Source organism: Listeria goaensis (assembly GCF_900186125.1).
GTDB classification, from domain to species: Bacteria; Bacillota; Bacilli; order Lactobacillales; family Listeriaceae; genus Listeria; species Listeria goaensis.
This window is the reverse complement of sequence record NZ_FYBQ01000003.1, coordinates 148,106-169,793: the sequence shown is the minus strand read 5'-3', so window position 1 is coordinate 169,793 and position 21,688 is coordinate 148,106. Positions and strand designations below refer to the sequence as shown.

The following is a 21,688-nucleotide window of genomic DNA, read 5'->3' as shown; positions in this document are numbered from 1 at the left end:
ATTTTTCAATATCCAGTTTCAACAGAAGCATTCACAATATACATGAAATCATTTTTATCTGCTTTATCTTCTAAAAAAATGCCGCTAGTCGTTATCATGCCGCCGTCCATCACTGACACATGAACCGTGCCGTAAGGAATCAGAGCCTTAATTGCGGCGAAATCGACGCTTTCTTTATCAATCGGCACAGCGAGCTTCACGTGCACGACCATATTGTTCAAATCCGCATCAGGCAGGAGCGCTTGAATACCCGGCATCGAATTATGGTAAATCGCATGCCGCACAGCTCTCACAGCCGCTTTTGTCACATCTTGACCGTGTACATCAACCCCAAAACCTGTTTGGATAAAAAGTAGTTTTTCCATATTCTCACTCCTAAAAATGTTGAATAAAATCGGCACCAGCGCGGTGTTTGGCGAACTCTTTTAAGACGGCCGTAAAAACCTTCCCCTCAGGATCACCAGCTGCTTTAAAAGCTTCCGCTAATTGCTTCCGCTGTATTTTATCCAGTTCGTGTGTCAATCTAATGCCATTTGACGTTAAAAATAGTGCCCGTTTGCGCTTGTCGTGCTCCCCGATGCCAACATGAATCAAGCCCTTTTCGCGCAGCTCAGCAATTGGTTTTTGCAAAGCTTGTTTGGAAATTTCTAAAATTGTAATCATTTCACCAGTCGTAATACCAGGCATACGAGCAATGAAAAACAAAATTCGGTGGTGTAAACGCGTTAAATCATGCTTATTGATAAGATCATCAGCAGAATTTGTAAACGATTTATACCCAAAATAAAATAATGCAATTTGTTGGTTCAATCTTGTTTCAATATCCATATTTTGACCCCTTTTTTCAATTTCCCTTACATCATTATACCCTTTTTTAGAAAAACAAGAAATTTATTTTTTATCAAAAGAGTGTTTAGTTTTTCGGTTACGGGTAAAGTGAAGTAGATAATGCTTCTTAAAGAAGGAGAGGAAAACAATGGAAAATTATAAACGAATATTAGTCGGAGTTGACGGTTCTGACCAAGCTGACCATGCTTTTAAAAAAGCGCTTGAACTTGCTGGGAAATACGATGCCACACTTGGAATTGCGAGCGTAGTAGACTTACGATCATTTTCTCCTAATATTTCTTATGACGGCTCACTCGAAGAAAGAGCGATGCAAGCAGCGAAAGCTCGAATTGCTGGTTACCGCGAAGAAGCCGAAAAAGCAGGTTTGCAGGAAATCGCGACCTACGTGGAGAGCGGCAATCCGAAAACTATTCTCGCCAAAGAATTGCCAGAAGAATTTGAAGCCGATCTTATTGTCGTTGGCGCAACCGGACTAAATCGCGTTGAAAAAATTGTGCTAGGCAGCATCTCCAGCTACATTTTAGGTCATGCATCAGTTGACACATTAATTGCTCGCTAATGAGCTAAACTGATGACAAACGACAATCTTCGGAGTTCTTGCCGGCGTTCCGCTCCGTTTGCCATCAGTCTGATTGTGCGCGCTACATTTTATTTGGCTTATTTCTACAGGTTGGAAGGATAACTACAATGTTATCCTTCTTTTGTTAGCGATAACAAAAAGTAATGCTTGAAATGAAAGCGTTTCACAGTTATTATCATAATGAGGCCATAAATACTGAGAGGAGTTTTTTCATGATAAAAGGCGTTATTTTTGATTTAGATGGTGTCATCACCGACACAGCCGAGTATCATTACCAAGCATGGAAAGCACTTGGCGACAAAATCGGCATCGAAATCAATCGCACGTTTAATGAACAACTAAAAGGTGTAAGCAGACAAGATTCACTCGAAAGAATTTTAACATTTGGAGGAAAAGAAGCGGCGTTTAGTGTAGCCGAAAAAGAAGATTTAATGGCATGGAAAAATGATTTTTATGTCAGCTTAATTCAAAACATTACGCCCGATGACGTTTTGCCTGGCGTCCTTCCATTTTTGGAAAGATTAAATGAAAACGGCATCAAAAAAGCGATAGCTTCCGCATCAAAAAATGCGACAGCCATTTTAACTTCCTTACATATTTTAGAAGAATTTGACTATGTAGTTGACGCCAGCCTAATTGCGCGCTCGAAACCAGATCCAGAAGTTTTCCTCGAGGCAATAAAAGGATTAAATCTGACAGCAACAGAATGCATTGGCATTGAAGACGCAGAAGCAGGTGTTGCAGCGATTCAAAATGCTGGCATGACAGCCGTTTCGATTGGAACAGACAAAAGCCTTCAAAAAGCAGAAATCAATTTACAATCGACAGAAGAATTAAGTCAATTAGCACTATAAGCAAAAAACAGAATGAGCGAGTCATTCTGTTTTTTCATGTTTATTTATTAAAGTTTGGCAAATACTCTTTATGCGCTTCTAAAAGTTCGTCAAGTAAAACGCGTGCTTCGCTATCACTTGGAGTAAGTGGATTGATGGTCATCGCAAGAAGTGCTTTGTCATAATCTCCAGTTACTGCCGCTTCAGCTGTTAAGCGTTCAAACGTTTTAATTTCTTGAATGATTCCATTGATAGCGATTGGTAAATGGCCGCTTGCTAGAGGAATCGGACCTTGACGAGTGATTACGCAATTTGTTTCCACCGCAGAATCAGGGTCAATATCTAAAATCGCACCATTGTTGCGTGTATTGACAATTTGAATATCGCGTTTATCATTGTAAATTGAGTTGATTAAATTACATGCTGCTTCACTGTAATAAGCGCCGCCGCGTTGTTCAAGTTGTTTTGGCTTTTCAGCGAGCTCTTCTTGTTTATAAAGCTCAAATAATTCGGATTCTACTTTTTTCACGACTTCTGCACGTGTACCGTGTTCGGCATAAGCTTTTGCTTGATCTTCTAATTGTTGTTTTGTTTGCCAGTAGTAGCGCAAGTAATCAATTGGAATCATATTTAACGTACGAAGGAAAGTTTTATCCCAACCTGTCGCATTAATATTTTTAAGCTTAGAACCTTGCTCTTCTTCTGTCATTTTGAAAACAACATCACGTGTAACGTCTTTTCCGTTATGATAAACAGTTTTCGCAAAGACCATGTGATTTAATCCAACGAATTCTACGTAGATTTCAGAAGGATCCACACCAAGAGTTTCTGCGATATTTCGTTCAATCCCAATTGGTCCGTTACACAGCCCCACCACTTTTTTCTGGTTGCTGTAGCGAAGAACAGCTTCTGTAACCATTCCAGCAGGGTTGGCAAAATTAATCAACCAAGCGTCAGGACATAAACGTTCCATGTCGCGACAAATATCTAAAATAACAGGAATGGTACGAAGTCCTTTAAACATTCCACCAGGACCATTTGTTTCTTGACCAACTACGCCGTGCGAGTTTGGAATACGCTCATCTTTAACACGCGCATCAAGCAAGCCGACACGTAATTGCGTTGTAACGAAATCAGCGTCTTTTAATGCTTCCTCACGGTCAAGTGTTAAATGTATGTCAATGTTAGCGCCAGCTTTTTTTACCATACGTTTCGCAAGATTTCCAACGATTTCCAGTTTTTCGCGACCAGCTTCCACATCGACTAGCCAAATTTCACGTACAGGAAGTTCATCTTGACGTTTAATGAAACCCTCAATTAGTTCAGGCGTATAGCTTGAGCCGCCACCAATAGTTGCAATTTTAATACCATTTGCCATTTTTAATTCCTCCAATATTATAAGAATCTGTGAACGCTTTCTTATTTCCACTTACAGTATAGAAAGATTAACGGTAAATTACCAGCTTTTTGCAACAATTGGGTAGCCATTTCCCAAAAAGGAATTTGTCACATTTGAGTAACGAGGTGTTACATGATAAAATGAAGAAAAATCATGTTGGAGGCTTAAAATGCTTTTTTTAGACCAATCTATCGAACTAAATGATACAGAACTCGATATTTATAACTATATAACGTCACATCTCGACACAGTCGTTTACATGCGCATTCGCGACTTGGCAGATGCGACACATGTCAGCACAACGACCATTTTGCGCTTTTGCCGCCGTTTCAAATGCAACGGCTTTTCCGAATTCCGCGTCAAACTGCAGCTTTACGCCGAGGAACAAAAACGCACACGCATCGACATGTCAGATGAAACGACCTACATTGACTTTTTACAACGAACCGCTTCCCCTGAGTTTAAAGGTCAAGTTGCGCGTGCGGCGTCGGTCCTGCGCGATTCGGAGCTAGTCCTTTTTGCTGGCATCGGTTCATCTGGTATTATCGCCGAATACGGCGCACTTTATTTCTCGTCACTGTTCACACTCGCCTTGCACATCGAAGACCCACTCAATCACCCTTTCTACCACCTTTCCAGCAAACTTTCCGATAAGATTTGTCTTGTTGCCATTTCGGTAGAAGGAGAAAACGAAGACATCATTCGCTATATTCATGAATTAAAGTCGCAAAAATGCAAAATTGTTTCCATCACAAACAGCGCCAAATCAACCATCGCCAGACTATCCGACGCAAACATCTCCTATTACATCAACAAAGAAATGTACCAAGATGCAAACATCACATCCCAACTCCCAGCACTCTACACAATCGAATGCGTTGCCCGTGAAATTAGAACACAATTGGATAAGGAAGATAAACCAAGCTGAGGTGAAGTCACCTCAGCTTGGTTTGTGTGCGAAAAGTACATAAAGTCGTCACAATTTCATTTCGAAACCATGGTATACTAAAAAGAGTAATAAACATATATAGCTGCGGTTACGTTGGCGGCTATTCAAACATTTTTCTTTTAAACTGAGGTGAAGTAAATGGGACTATTTGGTATGGGGAAAACTGAAACCGAGAAAAAACGGGATGACTACGATAAATTACATGATCTGTTAAAAGATGCGATTAAAGAACATGATCAACAGATGGACGAAGCGGAAAGCATTTTCCGGAGTTATAAAAGTAGCGTGCCGAATTTATCTAACAGTAAAATTCCGTCGAATGAGTTTGATACCAAGCGGGAGAAGCTGACGGCAAAACTAGTCAATTTCATGGACAAGGAACAAGAGAAGCGTGCGAGTTTAGTTCGGGCGAAAGAGCGCGCGTATGATCAATATGTGCATTATAAGGCACAGGCTATTCGCGAGGACGCTGCGGAAAAAGAGAAAAAGGAAAAAGAACGAAAAGAACGGGAGGCGCGACTAGAAAATGGCTAATGTGAAAATCAACGCAGACAAAGTAGCGGAAGCGAAAGCGCAGGCTAAAATCGTGGAAACGTCTCTGAGCGCCACACACAAGCAGTGTCAATCACTCATCTCGTATGTGAACGGCGCGAAATGGGACGGCAAGACACGCGATGCATTTTTGACCTATTTGGAATTAATTGAAAAGTACCATGCGGAAGTGAAGACGCAGTATAAAAAGCAGCGCAAAGCGCTCAACAAGTTACAAGACTATGTGGCAGATTATGAGGAACAAGCCATCGTGCGCGAGGTGAAACGCTTATGAGCACAGATACGTTTCAAACCGAAGAATTATTTTTACTGATTTCAGCTTTTGGCGGCGACACCCTTTTTGGTTTGCCAGACCGGCAGGTGTTTCAACTTCGCGGCGAAGAAGGATTTCAGCGCGCGTATGAACGCTTACTCGATAAACAAATTCTGGATGAAACGGGCGCCATGACCGATGGCGGGGCTATTGTGGTGGACGCGCTTTCGCGTTACCAGGCGTGCCCGTCATTTGTTCGTCTGAATCAGTTTATGTTCGGCTTTTCAGCAGAGGATACGGAGAATGCCTATCTGTTAGTCGAAGTAGAGGCGGGGAAAAGCTATCGTTTTGAGGTGCTTGATAAAGTTCTGATACTTCAACTTTTAACGAATCATTTCCCGCTCTTACAACGTGACACGCCGAATGTGGAGCAGACATTCCTCACACGGCCTCTTACTTTAGACGAAAGAAAAAGGGTGTCAGCCTGTGAACCGGACGAGCGTTTTATCAGTATGGAATATTTCCATGTGGAAGAGACGCCGATGGAAGAAGAAAATCCCGCGTTTTACCAGCAATATTTTGTGGTGGCGTGGCAAGACAAACTGGTCGCTATTGATGTTGTGCGCGACGACTACAAGCAAGTGAGCGGTTACTGGCTTTGGAATGAGCTCTACCGTGAGCTGCAATTCCCTGTAAAGGAGGCGTTATAGATGGCCCAACTAACAATGGGTGGAGCGGGTGCGTCAAGTACGATTGAAATCAATCCTGATGAGATGACGCATATCGCCAAAGAACTGCTCGCGATGGCCAATGAATTTGAGTCGGTCATCCAACCCGCGGTGACGAAGTTAAAGAGTACGAAATATGTCACAGCGGGCGAAGCAAAGAAAGCGATGGCTAAAGTCGATGAAGCAAACGAACGAGTGATGGAATTAAAAGACCACTACGAGCGGTCCTCTTCGCTAGTGTTTGATATCTTAAACACGATGGTACAAGCGGATCAAGAGGTGGCAGAGAAAGTCATTGCGGCGCTTCAAATAGGAGGACCCGACGCATGAAAGACATCCAGTACATAGAAGCCGATTTCGAACGCGCCCACACAAGTATCGGCGGCCTTATCGGGAAAGGCGCATGGGGCAAAGGCACCATCGACCAACTAAAAAAAGTATCCAAAAATCTGGAAGAAGCCGAAGACGACATTGCCCGCTACGACACAGACGGCGTGATTTCCTTTCACCATACAAGCCGAACATCCAAGTATCAGGAGATTTTCGAGGATTTTGACGTCCTTTATCGTTTTTCCGACCAAATCGGGGACATAGTAAACAACACGATCGACCACCCGTTTTATGAAAAGCTAGATGACTTTGTGGCAGGCATGCGCGACTTAGATGCGACCACGTTCACAACAGAAAACCGAATTGGAGCCACCACGACAACCACACAATTTGAAAACAGCTATACGCAAAAACAAGTAGAGGTCCCAAAAAGTAAAGTGAGCCTCGAGGATTTATTCAGCGGGGACACCTTTTATGCCGACCAAATGAAGCTGCAGTATGATGCATGGAAACAGACGAACAAAGGAGAAGACGTCAGCCATCAAGATTTTCAAGCCGCGATGTTAAATTCCCGTGCTTTCGCCTACACGTCCATTAAAGATGAACAACAGAAGACAGAATTTTGGACACTCGTGGTCGCCACTATCGTCATCGTGGGTGTTTCCGCATTTTGCCCGCTCGCAGGTGTAGCTTTAAGTGCCGCTTACGGTACGCTTGAAATAAGCGCGGCGAAGACAGGCAAAGACTGGATGACTGGCCGCGAACTGGATGCCACCGAACGCGCCCAGCGCGGCGCTTTTGCGGTTTTGGATGTCATTCCAGGCGTCAAAGCACTAACCGGCGGTGTACAAATGATGCGCTCAGGAAGTCGTTTAGCAAACGTGAGTGATGCCCTCTTACAAGGCGTGAAAAATGTCCCCACACAAGTGGGGGATATTGCCAAACTTGGTCAAACACAAATGAGAACGCGGATGGTCAGCCTAAAAACCGCCACTCAAGACGCATTACAGGTCGCCACACAAAAAGGCATCAAAGGATTGGACAAGGTCGGACAAACGGCAACCGCCATGAAAGGCTCTTTAAACTTGCCACCACGAAAAAATCTAGCCTTAGCTGGCATGGGAGGCATCCCGAACCAAGCGCCTTCCAAAATCGCTCAAGGGACAGAGAATCTGAAAGATGTGCTGCAGAAGTTTGATGTAAATTTGGGTGGCGGAGGCAAACGGGCTGATGGTATAATAGAGAAAGCCAGTGGGGTTAATGTCAATAAACCACCTAGAAACTTAATTGATAATATGGATGAAATTGCTGATGATATTAGGAATATAAACAAAAAATATTCTAGTGGACTTGAACAGAATAATTCAATAGAGAGTATCATCAATTCTGCTTCATATTATGAAGATGTGTGGGCACAAACTTCTGCAGTAACAAGAAGTATTGCAGAACATGCATTTGTAGATGGAAATAAGCGGACAGCATTTGACACTTTAAATATGTTATTAGATGATTTAAGGTTAAAATCGCCTTTAAATGATACTCAAAAATGGGATTTAATAAATAGAATAGGAACAGGAGACTTAAAAGATGTGTCAGAAATTGCAAATATTCTTAAAGGAAAATAAAGCGAATTTTCTAATTAAGTATGATTCCGTTAGAGATGATAATAAGTATACAGTTATGTTATTTGATACTGTAAAAAAAGAAAGAATTTCTGGTGGAGATACCAATTCCATAGTTGAAACGGAACAAAAGATAATAAAAGATACACATAGTAATGTGGATTTTAACGAAATTAATGAATTGTTTTCTAAAATAAAAAATTCAGTGGAAGTAAACACTGATTTTGTAGCAATGATATCAATTAATTATTCTGATGACTATTTAGATTACACTATATATCTAGATAAATCGGAGCAAATTAGTCATAATAAGTTTCATTCTTATAAAGAAATAAAAGATTTTGTGAGGAAAAATTATGAATGAGCAGTTAATAATTGATATTAATAACTTTCTGCAGAAATTAACCGAAAATGTTGTCAAACCTATGTATGGTGTCAGAGATAAGAATTCTATTCAACTAATCTCGCAATCATTGAATCAAGAAGTTTTTGGTGTGGAATTGTATCCAACGATTTTTGATAAAGCAGCTTACCTCTGGTATTCACTTTCCAATTATCATTGCTTTTATAATGGAAATAAGCGTACTGCCTTAGTGACAACGTATGTTTATTTAAGAATAAATGGATATTGTTTAAAGATAGATGCTAGCTTTTATGATATTTCTTTAAATATTGTGGAATCGCATATAGAAAAGGAAACAATCAAAGAAATTTTACAAGCGAATGCTGTTAAAAGCCACCAAATTTCATCCGAAAAAATTTTAAGGCAATTAGAAATAGAAATGAGTAAAAATATTTTTTTTCAAGATGTGATTGTTAAGTTATCACAAACTTAATGAGGAGACATAGATAAAAAACTAAATAAAAAAAGGCGCTCTATAACTTGATTACCAGTCAAATGATAGAGCCTTGATTAAAGAGTATATGTTTGCTAATTAAGTTGCCAATAGCTAACAACAGCAAGCTGTATTTATTGTACAAAAATTCAAAGGACTTTACTAGTCTTTTTGGGAGTTTATTAAGTGTATAATCATTCTAGTTAGAAAATGTATACGATGACCTTTTACCATCAGATATGGTTGGAAGGTTTACAACACCTAAAGGAATCCCTAAGACATGGGGAGAAGCTACTGATTTGAGAATTGGGAAACAAAAAGCTAGTTTCAGAAATAATAATCCAATGGGGTCATTTGATTTAGAAAAAATGAAATAGAAAGTTTAGGTGGTTAATTTGGGCAATTTTTATATGGATGAAATTAATTTTGAATATCCCGAATCATATGAAAAACTTATAGATTTAGGATTAGTAAATTTTGACATTTGGTTTTTGATGGAAAAAGAACAAGCTTCAAGTATTTATAATGGCATGCGAGAGAGGTATCCAAATCGAAAGTTGATTCCATTTGCTAAGAGGGCTGACAATGATGATACTGCTTGTTTTGAAATTGGTAAAGGAAGTAAAATTCAATTAATTCATGATTTCACTACGGAAGGTTTTGAACAAAGAGGCGAATTTGAGGATTTATGGGAGTGGATAGAATCTGCTGTTAAAACAATGATTGAATATAATCGGGAGGAAGAAATTGTCTAATGAAATAAATTATACAAAATTGAGTAAAGAAATTTCTTATGCATTACGCCATGCTTCATGGGAATATGAGTTAGAACTGGATAGAAATGGTTGGGTGCCAATTGACCAATTATTACAAGCATTACGTCAGTCAACCGAATGGCAAAATGTAGAATTTGATGATTTAAAAGTAATGATTGAAAAATCAGAAAAAAAGAGGCATGAAATCAAAGAAGATAGTATTCGAGCATTGTATGGACACTCTGTTCCAATGAAAATAGTAAAAGAAGAAGCTATTCCTCCTAAAGTTCTGTATCATGGAACTGCACATAATTTTTCATCTAAAATTGAAAAAAACGGTTTATCTCCAATGTCTCGACAATATGTTCATCTATCCGAGGATATAGAGACAGCTAATTTAGTAGGAAAAAGAAAAGATAAAAACCCGATTATTTTAGTGATTAATACAGAAAATGCTAGAGCAAAAGGAATAAGATTTTATTTGGGAAATGAAAAGGTTTGGCTGGCAGACAGCATTCCATCAGAATTCATAGAGGTATATAACACAAAATAAAAAGGCACTTTACTATCTGATTGGCGTCGGATAGTAAAGCCTTGATAGTAAGGTATACACTCACTAATCAAGTTGCCAATAGCTAACAAAAGCAAACTGTATGTATTGTACAAAAATTCAAAGGACATGGGTGTACAATGATTTTAGTTAGAAAATAGGAAAGTTATTGAAACGGTATTAGTGAGGAACAAATCACTGATACCGTTTTTTTGTGTATTAAAAAATTGAAGGAGTGAAACAAATGATCCAAACAGAAAACAAGCAGCCAATCAAAGAAATTACTCACCAAAATATCTAGATAATTAATATCTGAATTACCCAGAAGATAATCAACAGTGGAATTTAGTTCTGTTGCAAGGCTCTACCACTTTATCAAGTTCAGGCTCTCTCTTGCCATTTTCCCAGTTTTTATAAGTTACACGATTTACACTAACTAAGTCAGCTAGTGCTTGTTGTGTCATTTTATCTATTAGAAAAGCAAGAAGTTTTAAAAGAAGTTGATGGTTTAAATGAAGAATAACAGTCTGTTTATGCTTCAGATATAAGTGCTTTGAAGCAATTGTTGAAAAATCGAAATATTTAGACATACAAAGATGAAGAATATAAACTAAGGGTGGAAATGTTATTAGAATAATAAAAAGGCACTTTACTAGTAAGTTATCGCTTTTTCGTATACCTAAAGATTAAAGTTATCTAGTAAACAAGATCGCTCTTCTTTTACATCTAGAAACGCAAAAAAAGGATTCTAGCTAGTAATTTTCTTTATTTTTGGTATAATTGTGTTGTAAATGTGTCTAAAATATGTCTGAAAGTACTAGGTATATAGTAGTTAGAAAAAAATCCAATTCATATAAAAAGGAGGGGACTGCATGGATACGGGGCGCATAAAACGGGTTATCTATTTGAAATGGATAGCTTTTATTCATTGGGGTAAGCAGTCTATCAGTCCGGCTCTTTTGGCTGCAATTGGTGTTTTTATAATTGGCATTGTAGTTCTTTTTGTGCCGCCTTATATCGGTCTAGCCGACAATGGGGACTTTTTTCGGGTGTTTTCCAGTAATAATATGTACGTTGATTCGGTTCAGCATTCGGCGACACAATTTGGGTATTTCGTAAAAGACTATCCGATTTATGAGTACTTTAACGAACAAAACACCGCCTTTTTTTCCTCCCAAAGTGTATTTATTCAAGCGGCTTTGTTTGTTAATAATTTCTTTTTAGATGGCGTTTTTGATATTCGCTTTTTGGCGGTCATTTATTTGCTCTTCTTAGTTGTGGCGATTTATTTGCTCGTGGAAGGAATTACGGTGAAAATGCAGGACTGGCGTGGCTATATGGTGGCGATTTTTGCGGTTCTGATTTTCGGGGATACAGCTTATTTGGCGTATTTTAATTCGTTTTTTGGTGAAGGTTTGATGATGATTGCGATGCTTTATATCGCGGCAAGCCTGCTACTTATGTATCAAAATCGCTACAATGATTACTGGATGCTCGGGCTCTTTTTTGTTTCGAGCATTGTTCTTATCACCACGAAACAGCAAAACGCGCCGGTCGCTATCGTCATCGGTGTACTCGGACTTTTACTTCTCTTTATTAAAAAAAATAAAGCTTTTAAGGTTTGGGTGGCTTCCGCACTGGGGGTTATCGTGCTAACTGGTGTGCTGATGTATGCCTTTATTCCTGAAACGTTTGTGACGATTAACAAGTACCAAACGATGACGCGCGGAGTCATTTTGGATTCCGAAAACCCAGAAAAAGATTTAAGAGAAATGGGGATAAATGAGCAGTTTGCGCTTTTAAAAGGCACAACTTATTTCCAAAAATATAAGATGGTGGAAACGGATAGTGCCTTTATGGAAGATCATTTTTATAGCCATTTTGGATTTGTGCCAGTGTTGAAATTTTATGTGGGGCACCCTGATGCGTTGCTTAAAATGCTGAATTTGTCAGCGGAACATGCCTTTACGATTCGTCCGCTAGAAATGGGTAATTATGAAGAGAGTGCGGGCAAGCCATTTGGGGCTAAAACAGGCTTTTTTACGCTTTATAGTACGGTGAAACATAATGCTTCGCCGTCTGCATTTGGGATGATTGTTTTATGGGCTGTGGCTGTCACTTCGGGTTACAGCCGGGGAATCATTCAAAAGTGGCATTTAGGCGATTTTCGGGGAATGCTTAGGCTCGATTTAGTTTTAATTTTAGTTGGAACGAGCTTTTCGGTGTTACTTACGACGATTGTTGGTGACGGGGAAGCTGATTTAGCGAAACATGAATTTTTGTTCAATGTTTGTTTCGATATTGTGTTGTTAATGGTATTAGCTTCATTAACGGAATTGGTCGGCAAACAAATTGCGAAAAGGAGGGCGGGCAAACATGTTTAAAAAATGTTTTTTAGTGCTTCTTTTCGTTAGTAGTATTTGTTTATGGCCCGCACCAGGCGAGGCTGCTAAGGCTGGAACGACGCTTGTTTTATACGATAGTTTGGCGAAACAAGATGTGACGAATGGAAATGTTGATTTGCTTTTAAGGATGCTTGCATCTTACGGACAAACTGTGCGGCTACAAGACGTGCATGAAAAATTGGAGGCAGACGCGGACTTTATAATTGTTGTGCAAAATAAAACGAAGCATTTAGACAGCAAAATTAGTGAGAAGTTGCAGCAGTCGGGCAAGAAAATCTTATTTGTTGGGCAAACGCCACCTGATTGGGCGCGGGAGAAATTAGGAAACCTTGCAGTGCAAGCGAATGATACGGCTGTTTCGGTGAAAGTGCATGAGGCGTTGCAATCTGAACCACTTCTTTTAGGGAAACTGAACCTTATTCAAGCGGCTGAAGGGCACAAAATGGGCGAAGTGACGACGGATACCGGAACTAAATTCCCTTACGCGGTTCGAAATGGCGATGTGTCTTACGCGAGCTTTTTAGTGGATACGCCGGTTAGTGGATTGGCCTTGTTTGAGGTGCTGAACGATTTTTACGGGGCGAAACAGACTGGGAAGCCATATGTTGTCATTCGCGATGTGAATCCATTTGTGAATTTTGAGATGGTACAACAAACAGCTGACGCCTTTTACGAAGCGGGCATTCCGTTCATCGTGAGTGCTGGACCCGTGTTTGAAAACATGAAATTAAATGCCGCTAAAAAATATGTGCAACTCTTGCAGTACGTTGAAACGCGAGGTGGGAGCATCATTTTAAATGCGCCAGTCGTTACTTTTGGGGAAAGCAAGAAGGGCGAATTAACCGATGTGATGGCGACTTCCATCCACTTCTTTGCGGAAAACGAAATTGCACCGCTTGGGATAAGTTCAGAAGCGTACTGGCAAAGGGATAAAATTTATCGTGACGAAGGATTAGCCCCGTTTTCCTCCGCCATTTTATTCCCAAACAAGAATATCGTTTACACCGCTGAAACGAACCAAACGAATGCGTTTCAAAATGCCTTGTTTTATTTAGACGGCAAGCATTACGCGAAATGGGCTAAAAATGCGGAACAGACGCGGTTTGTGGTGGACACTGCACTTGGTTTTTCCTTGTTTAGTGATGAAGCTGAGTTAAAGAAAACGGTTGAGTGGCTTCAAAAATTACCGATTCAGGATTATGCGGATTTACCGCATGCCGTTCAGACGGAAAAGGATAAGATTACGGCTCAAAATGGCTTTTTATACGTGAACGGGCAGGAAATCAGTCCGCAAGATAAGTCTGATACGATGAAGCAGACGGAGGCTACGAAGCAAGAAGCCTCGCTAAACGAATTCTTTTCTACCCAATCAAAGGTTTTAACGGTTATTATTTTGGCGACTTTGCTCGTGTTTGTGATTTTGTTTTTGATTGGGTACCGAGTTTACCGGAAAAAATATGTGAAATGAGGTGAGCGATTTGACGGTTGCAGATTATTTATCGCTGTTTGCAGTCATTTGTATTTGGGGGCTTTTACTTGTGAATATCGTGCTTATCATTGCGGGATACATTTACTATTTGCGCAATGAGCGGCGTGCAGTGCCAGAAATTGCAGGCGAGGAACCTTTCGTTTCGGTCATGGTTCCAGCGCACAATGAAGGGAAAGTAATTGTGAAAACGGTGGAATCCTTGCTTGCATTTAACTACCCAAACGATCGCTTCGAAGTGATTGTCATCAACGATAATTCTTCCGACAACAGTGCGGAACTTTTGCGGAATATCCAGCTGAAATACCCAAACCGCGCGCTTACTGTGATTAATACGGATAGCGAAACGGGCGGGAAGGGCAAATCAAATGCGTTAAACATTGGTTTTGAAAAAAGCAAGGGGGACTACATCGCGATTTATGATGCGGACAATACACCTGAAAAAAATGCACTGCGCTACCTAATTGGGGAAATCACAAACGATAAAAGCTTAGGGGCGGTCATTGGGAAGTTTCGAACGCGGAACCGGAATGCAAGCTTTCTGACCCGTTTTATTAATATTGAGACGCTTAGCTTCCAGTGGATGGCGCAAGCTGGGCGGTGGTCACTATTTAAACTGTGCACGATTCCAGGAACAAATTTTGTCGTCAGACGGTCGATTTTAACGGAAATTGGCGGCTGGGACGAGAAGGCGGTAGCCGAAGACACGGAAATTAGTTTTCGCATATACATGATGGGCTACCGAATTAAGTTCCAATCGAAAGCTGTTACGTGGGAACAGGAACCGCAGACGCTTCCTGTATGGTTTAAGCAACGTTCAAGGTGGGCGAAGGGAAACATTTACGTCATTCTAAAAAATGTGCCGCTTTTATTCCAAAAAAAAGGTCGTCCTGTGCGGTTTGATATTTTGTACTTTTTATCGATTTATTTCTTACTTTTGAGCTCGCTGCTTCTTAGTGATGCGCTCCTTATTTTTAACTTTTTAGGTTATGTGCATACGACGCTTGCGAGCTTTAGTACGACGCTTTGGTTGCTTGCAATTATTCTTTTTATTACGGGGACTTTCATTACGCTTTCAACGGAAAAAGACGAGATTTCGCTTTCGAATTTCTTGTTTATTATGTTGATGTATGTGACGTATTGTCAGCTATGGATGATTGTTGCTGCTTATGGATTCTATATTTTCTTAAAGGATACGATTTTAAAACGGGAAACGAAATGGTACAAGACGGAGCGATTTTAGGAGGGGCATTATGAAAAAATTAGGTGTACTGGCTGTTTTGCTCGGGATTTTCTTTTTTGCTGGCATGCAGCTTCATGCGGAAGCGGCGACTTATCAGACGGTGCTTGGCGTTGACAAGGAAGCGCGCGGAAAATATACGACAACAAAACAAAATTTTACGATTGAAAATTATTGGAATACAAAGACGGTGAAGGTGAAGCTTGTTTACCGTGTGACGCAGCTTTCGGAACAAGAGGTTTCAACCATAACCTTCTCGGTGAATGATGTGCCGTTCTATTCGTTCCGTCCGGCTAAAGGGGAGACGGGCGTGCAGGAGGTTACGGTTGATGTGCCGGTCGATAAGTTGAAAAAGGGGAGCAATGTGCTAAGTATAGAAGGCTTTATTTATACGACGCTGCCAGATAATCAATGTACGATTGACGACACGCCAGCGAATTGGTTGCACATTGACAAAGCGAGCAGCATTTTGGTGGATTACGACGCTGCGGCGTTTAAAAATACGATTGCGGATTTTAATGAGCGTTTTACGGGCATCGATACGGTGAAAAATGAACAAAGCGGCGTTTTTGTTTCAAATCAGGCGGCGAATGCGGAAATGACGGCCGGGCTTCAAGCGGTGACGGCGTTTGCGCATGAAAATCAATTGGACGATAAGCAAATTGCATTCGGGAAGTATACTGAAAGGGCGGATAAGGCGTATCAACTTGTTATCGCGAATTTCAAGGATTTGCCGGCCGGACTTCAAGCGGGGATTGATAAAGCGAAATTGGATGACCAAGCCGTCATGAAACTCACGCGCGTATCTGGCAAAGAAGTTTTGGTAGTCACCTCAAATAGCGATGCAGCGCTAAAAACGGCAGCGAAGCTTATTAGCAACCAGGCGCTCATGTCCCAACTTGCTTTAAACGAAAAGTGGGTGAAAAAGGACGAAAAAGTAGAGACGCCGAAGTCGAAAGTCGACAAAGAAATTAAGCTGACCGAAGAAGGCGACAAAGTGAAGGGCATCGGCCACGTGGAGCAGGATTATTTTATTAAAGTGCCTTCAAACCGAAGCATTTCGGACGGGACTAAAGTGAACTTAAAGTATCGCTACTCAAGTAACCTTGATTTCGAGCATTCCCTTGTCACCGTTTTAATTAACGGCAAACCAATTGGAAGCCAAAAGCTAACGGCGAAAAAAGCAAATGATGATTCGTTCACGATTAATGTGCCAAAAGATATGAATATTGTGGGCAATTTTAACGTCACAGTCGCATTTGATCTAGTGTTAACCGATAATTATTGCGGCTTCATTAACGATTCTGAAATTCCATGGGGCTTTGTCACAAATGAGTCGACGTTCAATTTGCAAACCGAGGAACAGCAAGACTTTCTATTCAACAATTATCCGTACCCGATGATTGAAGATGGGCAGTTTAATAAAGCGGTTGTGGTGTTACCCGACAACCCAGACGCAAATACGATGAACGCCTTGCAAAATGTATTTAACTTGTTCGGTCAATTCGTTGATGGCAACAATGGCAGCCTAGAAGCCGTCAAAAGCGCTGATTTTAAATCGGCCAATGAAGCGAGCAACATCATTGCGGTCGGCGGTTTAAACGACAACACGGTCATCAAGCAGGCGAACGACCAATTGTATTTCAAATACAACAAAGCGGGTACTTATTTCCTCTCAAACGAGAAACTGAAAATTGACCCGTCCTACGGGAAGCGAATCGGAAGCGTCCAACTCATCCCCTCCATTTTTAACAAAGAAAATGCGATTTTAGCGATTACGGGGCCGACAAGCAGCACAACCGAGCTTGGCGCCACGCTACTAGGTTCCGCTGAAATGTTAAGTAAAACCTACGGCGACGGTGCGATTATGGATACCGACGACACCATTCATGCGTATCGCTTCAAAAAAGTTGCAGATGCCGGAGAAAAAACATCTTTTGCATCAAAACTGACGGATAATCAGGCGACACTAGCTTTTGTCGGCGTAGCCATTATGACGCTAATTATTCTTATTGTCGCAACGGTCTTATTACTGCGCAAATATCGGAAGAAATGAGGGAGGATAAATGAAACGAAATCGTAGTGATTTTATAACGGATATTGGGTTTTTGCTGTTCATCCTTCTTTGTTTTATTAGTGTAGCTTTTATTGCGGATGACCCAACCAATTATTTAACCAATATCATCTTTTTTAACATCGCTTTTTTACTTGTGATTATTACGTACTTTACGAATTTGACCTTAGGTTTGATTTTAAATATTGTGTTTATTTTCAGCTACGCGACATATATTTTGTATGAAACAGTTACAAAAGGGACAGAGTATACACTTGGTTCATATTTTTGGCTGATTATGACACCACTTTTCACGGTTGCGGCATTTTTATTCACACGAAATACGACGAAATTACAGCTGGAAAATGCAGTCATTAAGTCACAAAATGAATATTTAGGTACGATTGATCAAGATACGCTACTAAAAAACATTGTTTCTTTCCAAAATGATGAAGCGATTTTTGCGAGCATTTCTAAGCGTTATGATATGCCGCTTGCGTTACTTGTTGTCAAAGTTCGCCACTGGAAAGAGCTAAAAAGATTCCAAAGTAGCGAGGAAATGCGCGTTGCCTTGCAAGATATTTCAGCACTGCTGGAGTCTTGTATTCGAACGAGTGACGTGCTTTATTTACTGGATAAAGAAGAGGCCACATGGGGACTTCTTCTCATAACCGATGATCCGGGGGCGAAACTTGTGTCCGACCGCATCAAAAAACGGATTAGTGAAGCCAATAACACCGAATTTGCTACAAAATACCGCGTGCGCATTGAGCTCCGAGTAGGCGCAAAACTCTTCGATCCAGATACGATTAAAACACCGCTTGATTTTATCGAAGCGGCTGAAAAAGAATTAGAATATGATGTTTAAAAAGAGATAGTTGAACTAGAAAAATCTTAAGGAAGATTAATTCCTTAAGATTTTTTGTTTTTTGTCCGAGAGCGCTTGGAAAATAAGGAATACGGGCCTAAAAATTGTATAGAAAAAGGTCGATTATTATGCTAGACTGAACAGACAGAGAAGTGAAGATGGAGGCGTTTTGGAGGTGGTGCTTATGCGAAGAATACGTATAAAATCTACGAAAGGAATGCAACATGTCTGTTTATGAAACAATGGCTCTAATGCTAGGTTTTGGCACATTTATTATTGCCTTGCTTGGCTTTATGGTCGTGTTAATTAGACTTAGAAAAGACAAATAATCATCTTTTCACTTTGACGAGGGAAAGATGATTATTTCATTTTTATAGCTTTGTCACCGTCTTTACGGCTCTTTTGGGATATGACACAACATATCCCTTTTCTTATTTCAAAGTATAACATAATGGATCAAATTTTCCCATCTTTATTTTGCTTGTTATATGCTTCAAGTCGTGTTCCTAAAGTTCCTGTGTGAAGTTCAAATAGATGTTGGTCAAAATCATAAAAATAAATGGATTCACCTTCACCAGATATGCGTGCCCGTGTTTCTTTAATTTCAAGGCCGAGTGCTTGAATACGCGCATAATAATGCTCAAAATCATCTGTCTCAATTTTGAAAGCAATGTGATTATACGTTTTCTGAAGCGGTGTTTCGCCTTTCATAATGGCAATCCAAATGTCATCAATTAAAAAGAATTTTTCTTCCGCAAGTGAAAATGTTTGGTCGCCGCTAGCGTAAACTTCTTTCGCATCGAAAATTTTTTCGAAAAATAGTGTTGCTTTGTCTAAATCGGCGACTATAAAGGTCATATGACTAAGTCCTCTAATCAAATTCTTCACCTCACGTCGTTTTTCGGGTTACTAGACGGAACTCGAGTTCTTGAAGAGGGGCACTAGCGCCGGCTAATTCATTGTGAATAATCGTAAAAGCATTTTCCGCTTGCTTATCAATCGGATAGTGGATAGTCGTGATATCGAGCAAGTGCGAAATCTCCAAATCATCAAAACCGCAAACCGCGAAGTCACCGGGAACGCTGAGGTTTTGCCTGCGAGCTTCAGAAACAATTCCGGCAGCAAGATAGTCATTTGGAGTAAAGAAAGCATCGGGCTTATTTTTCGTTTCTTTAAACCAATGGACGATTTCTTCACCTTGTTTGCGTGTTCCCATCCCATAAAAATGCCGTACAATGTGAGGATCGATTTCGTGTGCGTTACAAAAATCGAGGTAGGCTTGCATGCGACTTTGCGTATTTAGTCCCGAAGTAACGCCGTAAATGTTTGTGATGCGGCGGTAGCCTTTTTCGTAGAGATGCGTAAGACCGAGCATGTATCCGTCGTATTGGTTCATAAAAACAGAAGGGATTTTTTTGTTTTCAACGCGCTGCCAAGTAATGATGGGGCCGTATTTTGTGTATTGTTCGATGGTTTCCCAGTCGTTTAAACGGATGACGAGAACGAGCGCATCAATTTGTTTGCGCCGAAGCATTTCAAGTGCCTCAAGTTCCTTGTCGCGATTGATTTTTGTCATGAAAAGGGTCACGTTATAGCCATGTTCCTGCGCAGCAATTGTAAAGCTACGAATAAACACATTTAAAGAATCTGAAAATGTTGGTGCCACAATGCCAATTAGTTTCGTTGCCCCTTTCTTTAATGAAACGGCATTTAAGTTTGGCACATAGTCCAGTTCATCGATGACCGCCTGAACACGAGCGCGCGTTTTTTCACTTACGTAACTTTGTTTATTGATGACTCTTGAAACCGTCGCATTTGAAACGCCTGCGCGTTTTGCAATTTCATTTATATTCGCCAAAACAAGCACCTCACTTTGTTCTCTCAATTAAAGTATAGCACAAATAAAAAAAGTTTTGGAAAAAGCTTGACCTGTAATGCATTACATAATTTATGATGAAAATGTAAAAAAGAAAACGCTTTAAATTCACTTAGGAGGTTTATTTGATGAAAAACGGAGTAAAAATTGTCACAATTGGTGGCGGCTCAAGCTATACACCTGAACTCGTGGAAGGATTTATCAAACGTTATCATGAACTACCAATTAAGGAATTATGGTTAGTTGATATTGAAGCAGGTAAGGAAAAGCTGGAAATTGTCGGCAATATGGCGAAAAGAATGGTGAAAGCTGCTGGCGTTGATTGCGAAGTACATTTAACTTTAGACAGAAGAGAAGCACTTAAAGATGCGGATTTTGTTACAACCCAATTTCGTGTCGGCTTACTTGATGCACGTATTAAAGATGAGAGAATTCCGCTTAGCCATGGCATTATTGGACAAGAAACAAACGGAGCGGGCGGTATGTTTAAGGCATTCCGTACAATTCCAGTCATTTTAAGCATTGTAGAAGATATGCGTGAACTTTGTCCGGACGCTTGGTTGATTAACTTTACGAACCCGGCTGGTATGGTAACGGAAGCTGTTCTTCGTTACGGAAAATGGGATAAAGTGATTGGCTTATGTAATGTCCCAATTGGCGCAGTGAAAAGCGCAAGTGATGTACTCAAAAAGCCAGAAGAAGATTTATTTTTCAAGTTTGCTGGTATTAATCATCTTCACTGGCACCGCGTGTTTGACAAAGATGGCACTGAGCTGACTGAACAGGTGATTGACGGCTTGTATGCGCCTGATGCCAATCCTGAAAAAGTGGTCGAAAACATTAAAAACATGCGTTTCTTATATGAGCAAGTGAAGCATTTGAAGATGCTTCCGTGTCCGTACCACCGTTATTACTACATGACGGACGATATGTTAAAAGAGGAGCTTGAGTCATTTAAGAATGAAGGGACTCGTGGCGAGGTTGTGAAACGTTTAGAGGAGAGCTTGTTTGAACTTTACAAAGATCCGAATTTGGATTACAAACCAGAGGAGCTTTCTAAACGCGGCGGAGCGCATTATAGTGATGCGGCCTGCGAAATCATTAACTCGATTTACAACAACAAAGGAACAACGATGGTCGTTTCTACGCGAAATAATGGTGCGATTGATGATGTGCCTTACGATAGCGCAATTGAAATCACAAGTGTGATTAAGGCGCACGGAGCGGAGCCGATTAATTTTGGGAAGTTCCCGTCCGCACAACGTGGCCTTCTGCAAGTGATGAAAGCGATGGAGGAGCTCACAATTGAGGCGGCAGTAACAGGTGATTACGCGACGGCACTTCAGGCGTTTACGTTAAATCCGCTCGTTCCAAGTGGCGACATTGCCCAAGAATTACTGGATGAGATGCTAGAAGCGCATAAGGAACATTTACCACAATTTACTACAAAACAGCTCGTTAAATAAATTTTTGCGGCCCGCCTTGTTGCGGGTCGTTTACTTTTTTTGGCTTTCATGCTAGGCT

Annotated in this window: 25 protein-coding genes; 19 read left to right on the top strand and 6 right to left on the bottom strand. The window is 40.6% G+C overall.

The annotated features are described in order from the left end of the window. Positions 1–5: 5 nt before the first annotated feature. Both CFT42_RS05510 and CFT42_RS05505 read right to left on the bottom strand, forming a co-directional pair. Positions 6–365, bottom strand: a complete 360-nt coding sequence (locus tag CFT42_RS05510) for a Lin0512 family protein (RefSeq protein WP_088810356.1) — start codon at positions 363–365, stop codon at positions 6–8. A gap of 10 nt (positions 366–375) precedes the next feature. Next, complete coding sequence (locus CFT42_RS05505) at positions 376–828, bottom strand: MarR family winged helix-turn-helix transcriptional regulator (protein ID WP_088810357.1); 453 nt, start codon at positions 826–828, stop codon at positions 376–378. Between the two features lie 148 nt (positions 829–976). On the opposite strand from CFT42_RS05505, the gene CFT42_RS05500 reads away from it, so the two are divergent. Both CFT42_RS05500 and pgmB read left to right on the top strand, forming a co-directional pair. Then, positions 977–1,408 (top strand): universal stress protein, encoded by a 432-nt coding sequence (locus tag CFT42_RS05500; protein WP_088810358.1) that lies wholly within the window; start codon positions 977–979, stop codon positions 1,406–1,408. Between the two features lie 233 nt (positions 1,409–1,641). Continuing rightward, entirely contained in the window at positions 1,642–2,283 is a 642-nt protein-coding gene (pgmB, locus tag CFT42_RS05495) for a beta-phosphoglucomutase (RefSeq protein WP_088815599.1), read from the top strand. A 40-nt stretch (positions 2,284–2,323) separates the two neighbouring features. On the opposite strand, the gene CFT42_RS05490 is transcribed toward pgmB, so the two are convergent. Next, positions 2,324–3,640, bottom strand: coding sequence for a 6-phospho-beta-glucosidase (locus CFT42_RS05490; protein ID WP_088810360.1), 1,317 nt, complete (start codon positions 3,638–3,640; stop codon positions 2,324–2,326). 190 nt (positions 3,641–3,830) lie between these two features. Between CFT42_RS05490 and CFT42_RS05485 the strand changes: the two genes are divergently transcribed. The 10 genes from CFT42_RS05485 (at position 3,831) to CFT42_RS05440 (ending at position 10,239) form a co-directional block, all read left to right on the top strand. Continuing rightward, positions 3,831–4,589: a MurR/RpiR family transcriptional regulator gene (locus tag CFT42_RS05485; RefSeq protein ID WP_088810361.1), complete on the top strand. Its 759-nt coding sequence runs from the start codon at positions 3,831–3,833 to the stop codon at positions 4,587–4,589. 159 nt (positions 4,590–4,748) lie between these two features. After that, on the top strand, positions 4,749–5,144 hold the full coding sequence (locus tag CFT42_RS05480; protein ID WP_088815598.1) for a chorismate synthase: 396 nt from the start codon (positions 4,749–4,751) through the stop codon (positions 5,142–5,144). Then, positions 5,137–5,436 carry a WXG100 family type VII secretion target gene (locus tag CFT42_RS05475; RefSeq protein ID WP_088815597.1) on the top strand — a complete coding sequence of 100 codons (300 nt, stop codon included), beginning with the start codon at positions 5,137–5,139 and terminating at the stop codon, positions 5,434–5,436. Before CFT42_RS05480 ends, CFT42_RS05475 begins: the two co-directional genes overlap by 8 nt. After that, a complete protein-coding gene (locus CFT42_RS05470) occupies positions 5,433–6,125 on the top strand; it encodes a DUF5081 family protein (protein WP_088815596.1) in 693 nt (230 codons plus the stop codon). Before CFT42_RS05475 ends, CFT42_RS05470 begins: the two co-directional genes overlap by 4 nt. Beyond that, positions 6,126–6,473, top strand: a complete 348-nt coding sequence (locus tag CFT42_RS05465; protein WP_088815595.1) for a hypothetical protein — start codon at positions 6,126–6,128, stop codon at positions 6,471–6,473. Then, a complete protein-coding gene (locus tag CFT42_RS05460) occupies positions 6,470–8,098 on the top strand; it encodes a hypothetical protein (RefSeq protein WP_088815594.1) in 1,629 nt (542 codons plus the stop codon). Before CFT42_RS05465 ends, CFT42_RS05460 begins: the two co-directional genes overlap by 4 nt. Then, positions 8,061–8,459 (top strand): hypothetical protein, encoded by a 399-nt coding sequence (locus tag CFT42_RS05455; RefSeq protein ID WP_088815593.1) that lies wholly within the window; start codon positions 8,061–8,063, stop codon positions 8,457–8,459. Before CFT42_RS05460 ends, CFT42_RS05455 begins: the two co-directional genes overlap by 38 nt. Next, positions 8,452–8,931 carry a type II toxin-antitoxin system death-on-curing family toxin gene (locus CFT42_RS05450; protein WP_088815592.1) on the top strand — a complete coding sequence of 160 codons (480 nt, stop codon included), beginning with the start codon at positions 8,452–8,454 and terminating at the stop codon, positions 8,929–8,931. The genes CFT42_RS05455 and CFT42_RS05450 overlap by 8 nt, the downstream gene beginning before the upstream one ends. Before the next feature lie 410 nt (positions 8,932–9,341). Next, the gene (locus tag CFT42_RS05445; protein ID WP_369821478.1) at positions 9,342–9,686 is read left to right on the top strand and encodes a hypothetical protein; all 345 of its coding nucleotides are present in this window, start codon (positions 9,342–9,344) and stop codon (positions 9,684–9,686) included. Next, complete coding sequence (locus CFT42_RS05440) at positions 9,679–10,239, top strand: RNA 2'-phosphotransferase (protein ID WP_088815590.1); 561 nt, start codon at positions 9,679–9,681, stop codon at positions 10,237–10,239. The genes CFT42_RS05445 and CFT42_RS05440 overlap by 8 nt, the downstream gene beginning before the upstream one ends. A 329-nt stretch (positions 10,240–10,568) precedes the next feature. Here the strand turns inward: CFT42_RS05440 and CFT42_RS15110 are convergent, their stop codons facing one another. Then, positions 10,569–10,700 carry a helix-turn-helix transcriptional regulator gene (locus tag CFT42_RS15110; RefSeq protein WP_088839081.1) on the bottom strand — a complete coding sequence of 44 codons (132 nt, stop codon included), beginning with the start codon at positions 10,698–10,700 and terminating at the stop codon, positions 10,569–10,571. Positions 10,701–11,108: 408 nt separating this feature from the next. Between CFT42_RS15110 and wsfD the strand changes: the two genes are divergently transcribed. From wsfD to CFT42_RS05405, 6 genes are all read left to right on the top strand, one after another. Beyond that, a complete protein-coding gene (gene wsfD, locus CFT42_RS05430; protein ID WP_088810363.1) occupies positions 11,109–12,620 on the top strand; it encodes a glycan biosynthesis hexose transferase WsfD in 1,512 nt (503 codons plus the stop codon). Then, the gene (locus CFT42_RS05425; protein WP_088815588.1) at positions 12,613–14,109 is read left to right on the top strand and encodes a DUF2334 domain-containing protein; all 1,497 of its coding nucleotides are present in this window, start codon (positions 12,613–12,615) and stop codon (positions 14,107–14,109) included. Before wsfD ends, CFT42_RS05425 begins: the two co-directional genes overlap by 8 nt. A 10-nt stretch (positions 14,110–14,119) precedes the next feature. Continuing rightward, positions 14,120–15,370: a glycosyltransferase family 2 protein gene (locus tag CFT42_RS05420; protein WP_088810365.1), complete on the top strand. Its 1,251-nt coding sequence runs from the start codon at positions 14,120–14,122 to the stop codon at positions 15,368–15,370. A gap of 10 nt (positions 15,371–15,380) precedes the next feature. Beyond that, a complete protein-coding gene (locus CFT42_RS05415) occupies positions 15,381–17,423 on the top strand; it encodes a cellulose biosynthesis cyclic di-GMP-binding regulatory protein BcsB (protein ID WP_088810366.1) in 2,043 nt (680 codons plus the stop codon). Between the two features lie 10 nt (positions 17,424–17,433). Further along, positions 17,434–18,288 carry a diguanylate cyclase domain-containing protein gene (locus tag CFT42_RS05410; protein ID WP_088810367.1) on the top strand — a complete coding sequence of 285 codons (855 nt, stop codon included), beginning with the start codon at positions 17,434–17,436 and terminating at the stop codon, positions 18,286–18,288. Positions 18,289–18,512: 224 nt separating this feature from the next. Continuing rightward, complete coding sequence (locus tag CFT42_RS05405; protein ID WP_088810368.1) at positions 18,513–18,617, top strand: putative holin-like toxin; 105 nt, start codon at positions 18,513–18,515, stop codon at positions 18,615–18,617. A 127-nt stretch (positions 18,618–18,744) separates the two neighbouring features. Here CFT42_RS05405 and fosX read toward each other — a convergent pair whose 3' ends face one another. After that, on the bottom strand, positions 18,745–19,167 hold the full coding sequence (gene fosX / locus CFT42_RS05400) for a FosX/FosE/FosI family fosfomycin resistance hydrolase (RefSeq protein WP_088810369.1): 423 nt from the start codon (positions 19,165–19,167) through the stop codon (positions 18,745–18,747). A gap of 10 nt (positions 19,168–19,177) precedes the next feature. Then, positions 19,178–20,146, bottom strand: coding sequence for a LacI family DNA-binding transcriptional regulator (locus CFT42_RS05395; RefSeq protein WP_088810370.1), 969 nt, complete (start codon positions 20,144–20,146; stop codon positions 19,178–19,180). A 146-nt stretch (positions 20,147–20,292) separates the two neighbouring features. Here CFT42_RS05395 and CFT42_RS05390 point away from each other — a divergent pair, with 146 nt between their 5' ends. Next, positions 20,293–21,630, top strand: coding sequence for a 6-phospho-beta-glucosidase (locus tag CFT42_RS05390; protein WP_088815587.1), 1,338 nt, complete (start codon positions 20,293–20,295; stop codon positions 21,628–21,630). The last annotated feature ends 58 nt before the right edge of the window (positions 21,631–21,688 follow it).

What these genes read in the sequence shown, in the direction of transcription:
- CFT42_RS05510 (WP_088810356.1), bottom strand. Translation starts at nt 365, where the DNA reads ATGGAAAAACTACTTTTTATCCAAACAGGTTTTGGGGTTGATGTACAC.
- CFT42_RS05505 (WP_088810357.1), bottom strand. Translation starts at nt 828, where the DNA reads ATGGATATTGAAACAAGATTGAACCAACAAATTGCATTATTTTATTTT.
- CFT42_RS05500 (WP_088810358.1), top strand. Translation starts at nt 977, where the DNA reads ATGGAAAATTATAAACGAATATTAGTCGGAGTTGACGGTTCTGACCAA.
- pgmB (WP_088815599.1), top strand. Translation starts at nt 1,642, where the DNA reads ATGATAAAAGGCGTTATTTTTGATTTAGATGGTGTCATCACCGACACA.
- CFT42_RS05490 (WP_088810360.1), bottom strand. Translation starts at nt 3,640, where the DNA reads ATGGCAAATGGTATTAAAATTGCAACTATTGGTGGCGGCTCAAGCTAT.
- CFT42_RS05485 (WP_088810361.1), top strand. Translation starts at nt 3,831, where the DNA reads ATGCTTTTTTTAGACCAATCTATCGAACTAAATGATACAGAACTCGAT.
- CFT42_RS05480 (WP_088815598.1), top strand. Translation starts at nt 4,749, where the DNA reads ATGGGACTATTTGGTATGGGGAAAACTGAAACCGAGAAAAAACGGGAT.
- CFT42_RS05475 (WP_088815597.1), top strand. Translation starts at nt 5,137, where the DNA reads ATGGCTAATGTGAAAATCAACGCAGACAAAGTAGCGGAAGCGAAAGCG.
- CFT42_RS05470 (WP_088815596.1), top strand. Translation starts at nt 5,433, where the DNA reads ATGAGCACAGATACGTTTCAAACCGAAGAATTATTTTTACTGATTTCA.
- CFT42_RS05465 (WP_088815595.1), top strand. Translation starts at nt 6,126, where the DNA reads ATGGCCCAACTAACAATGGGTGGAGCGGGTGCGTCAAGTACGATTGAA.
- CFT42_RS05460 (WP_088815594.1), top strand. Translation starts at nt 6,470, where the DNA reads ATGAAAGACATCCAGTACATAGAAGCCGATTTCGAACGCGCCCACACA.
- CFT42_RS05455 (WP_088815593.1), top strand. Translation starts at nt 8,061, where the DNA reads ATGTGTCAGAAATTGCAAATATTCTTAAAGGAAAATAAAGCGAATTTT.
- CFT42_RS05450 (WP_088815592.1), top strand. Translation starts at nt 8,452, where the DNA reads ATGAATGAGCAGTTAATAATTGATATTAATAACTTTCTGCAGAAATTA.
- CFT42_RS05445 (WP_369821478.1), top strand. Translation starts at nt 9,342, where the DNA reads ATGGATGAAATTAATTTTGAATATCCCGAATCATATGAAAAACTTATA.
- CFT42_RS15110 (WP_088839081.1), bottom strand. Translation starts at nt 10,700, where the DNA reads ATGACACAACAAGCACTAGCTGACTTAGTTAGTGTAAATCGTGTAACT.
- wsfD (WP_088810363.1), top strand. Translation starts at nt 11,109, where the DNA reads ATGGATACGGGGCGCATAAAACGGGTTATCTATTTGAAATGGATAGCT.
- CFT42_RS05425 (WP_088815588.1), top strand. Translation starts at nt 12,613, where the DNA reads ATGTTTAAAAAATGTTTTTTAGTGCTTCTTTTCGTTAGTAGTATTTGT.
- CFT42_RS05415 (WP_088810366.1), top strand. Translation starts at nt 15,381, where the DNA reads ATGAAAAAATTAGGTGTACTGGCTGTTTTGCTCGGGATTTTCTTTTTT.
- CFT42_RS05410 (WP_088810367.1), top strand. Translation starts at nt 17,434, where the DNA reads ATGAAACGAAATCGTAGTGATTTTATAACGGATATTGGGTTTTTGCTG.
- CFT42_RS05405 (WP_088810368.1), top strand. Translation starts at nt 18,513, where the DNA reads ATGTCTGTTTATGAAACAATGGCTCTAATGCTAGGTTTTGGCACATTT.
- CFT42_RS05390 (WP_088815587.1), top strand. Translation starts at nt 20,293, where the DNA reads ATGAAAAACGGAGTAAAAATTGTCACAATTGGTGGCGGCTCAAGCTAT.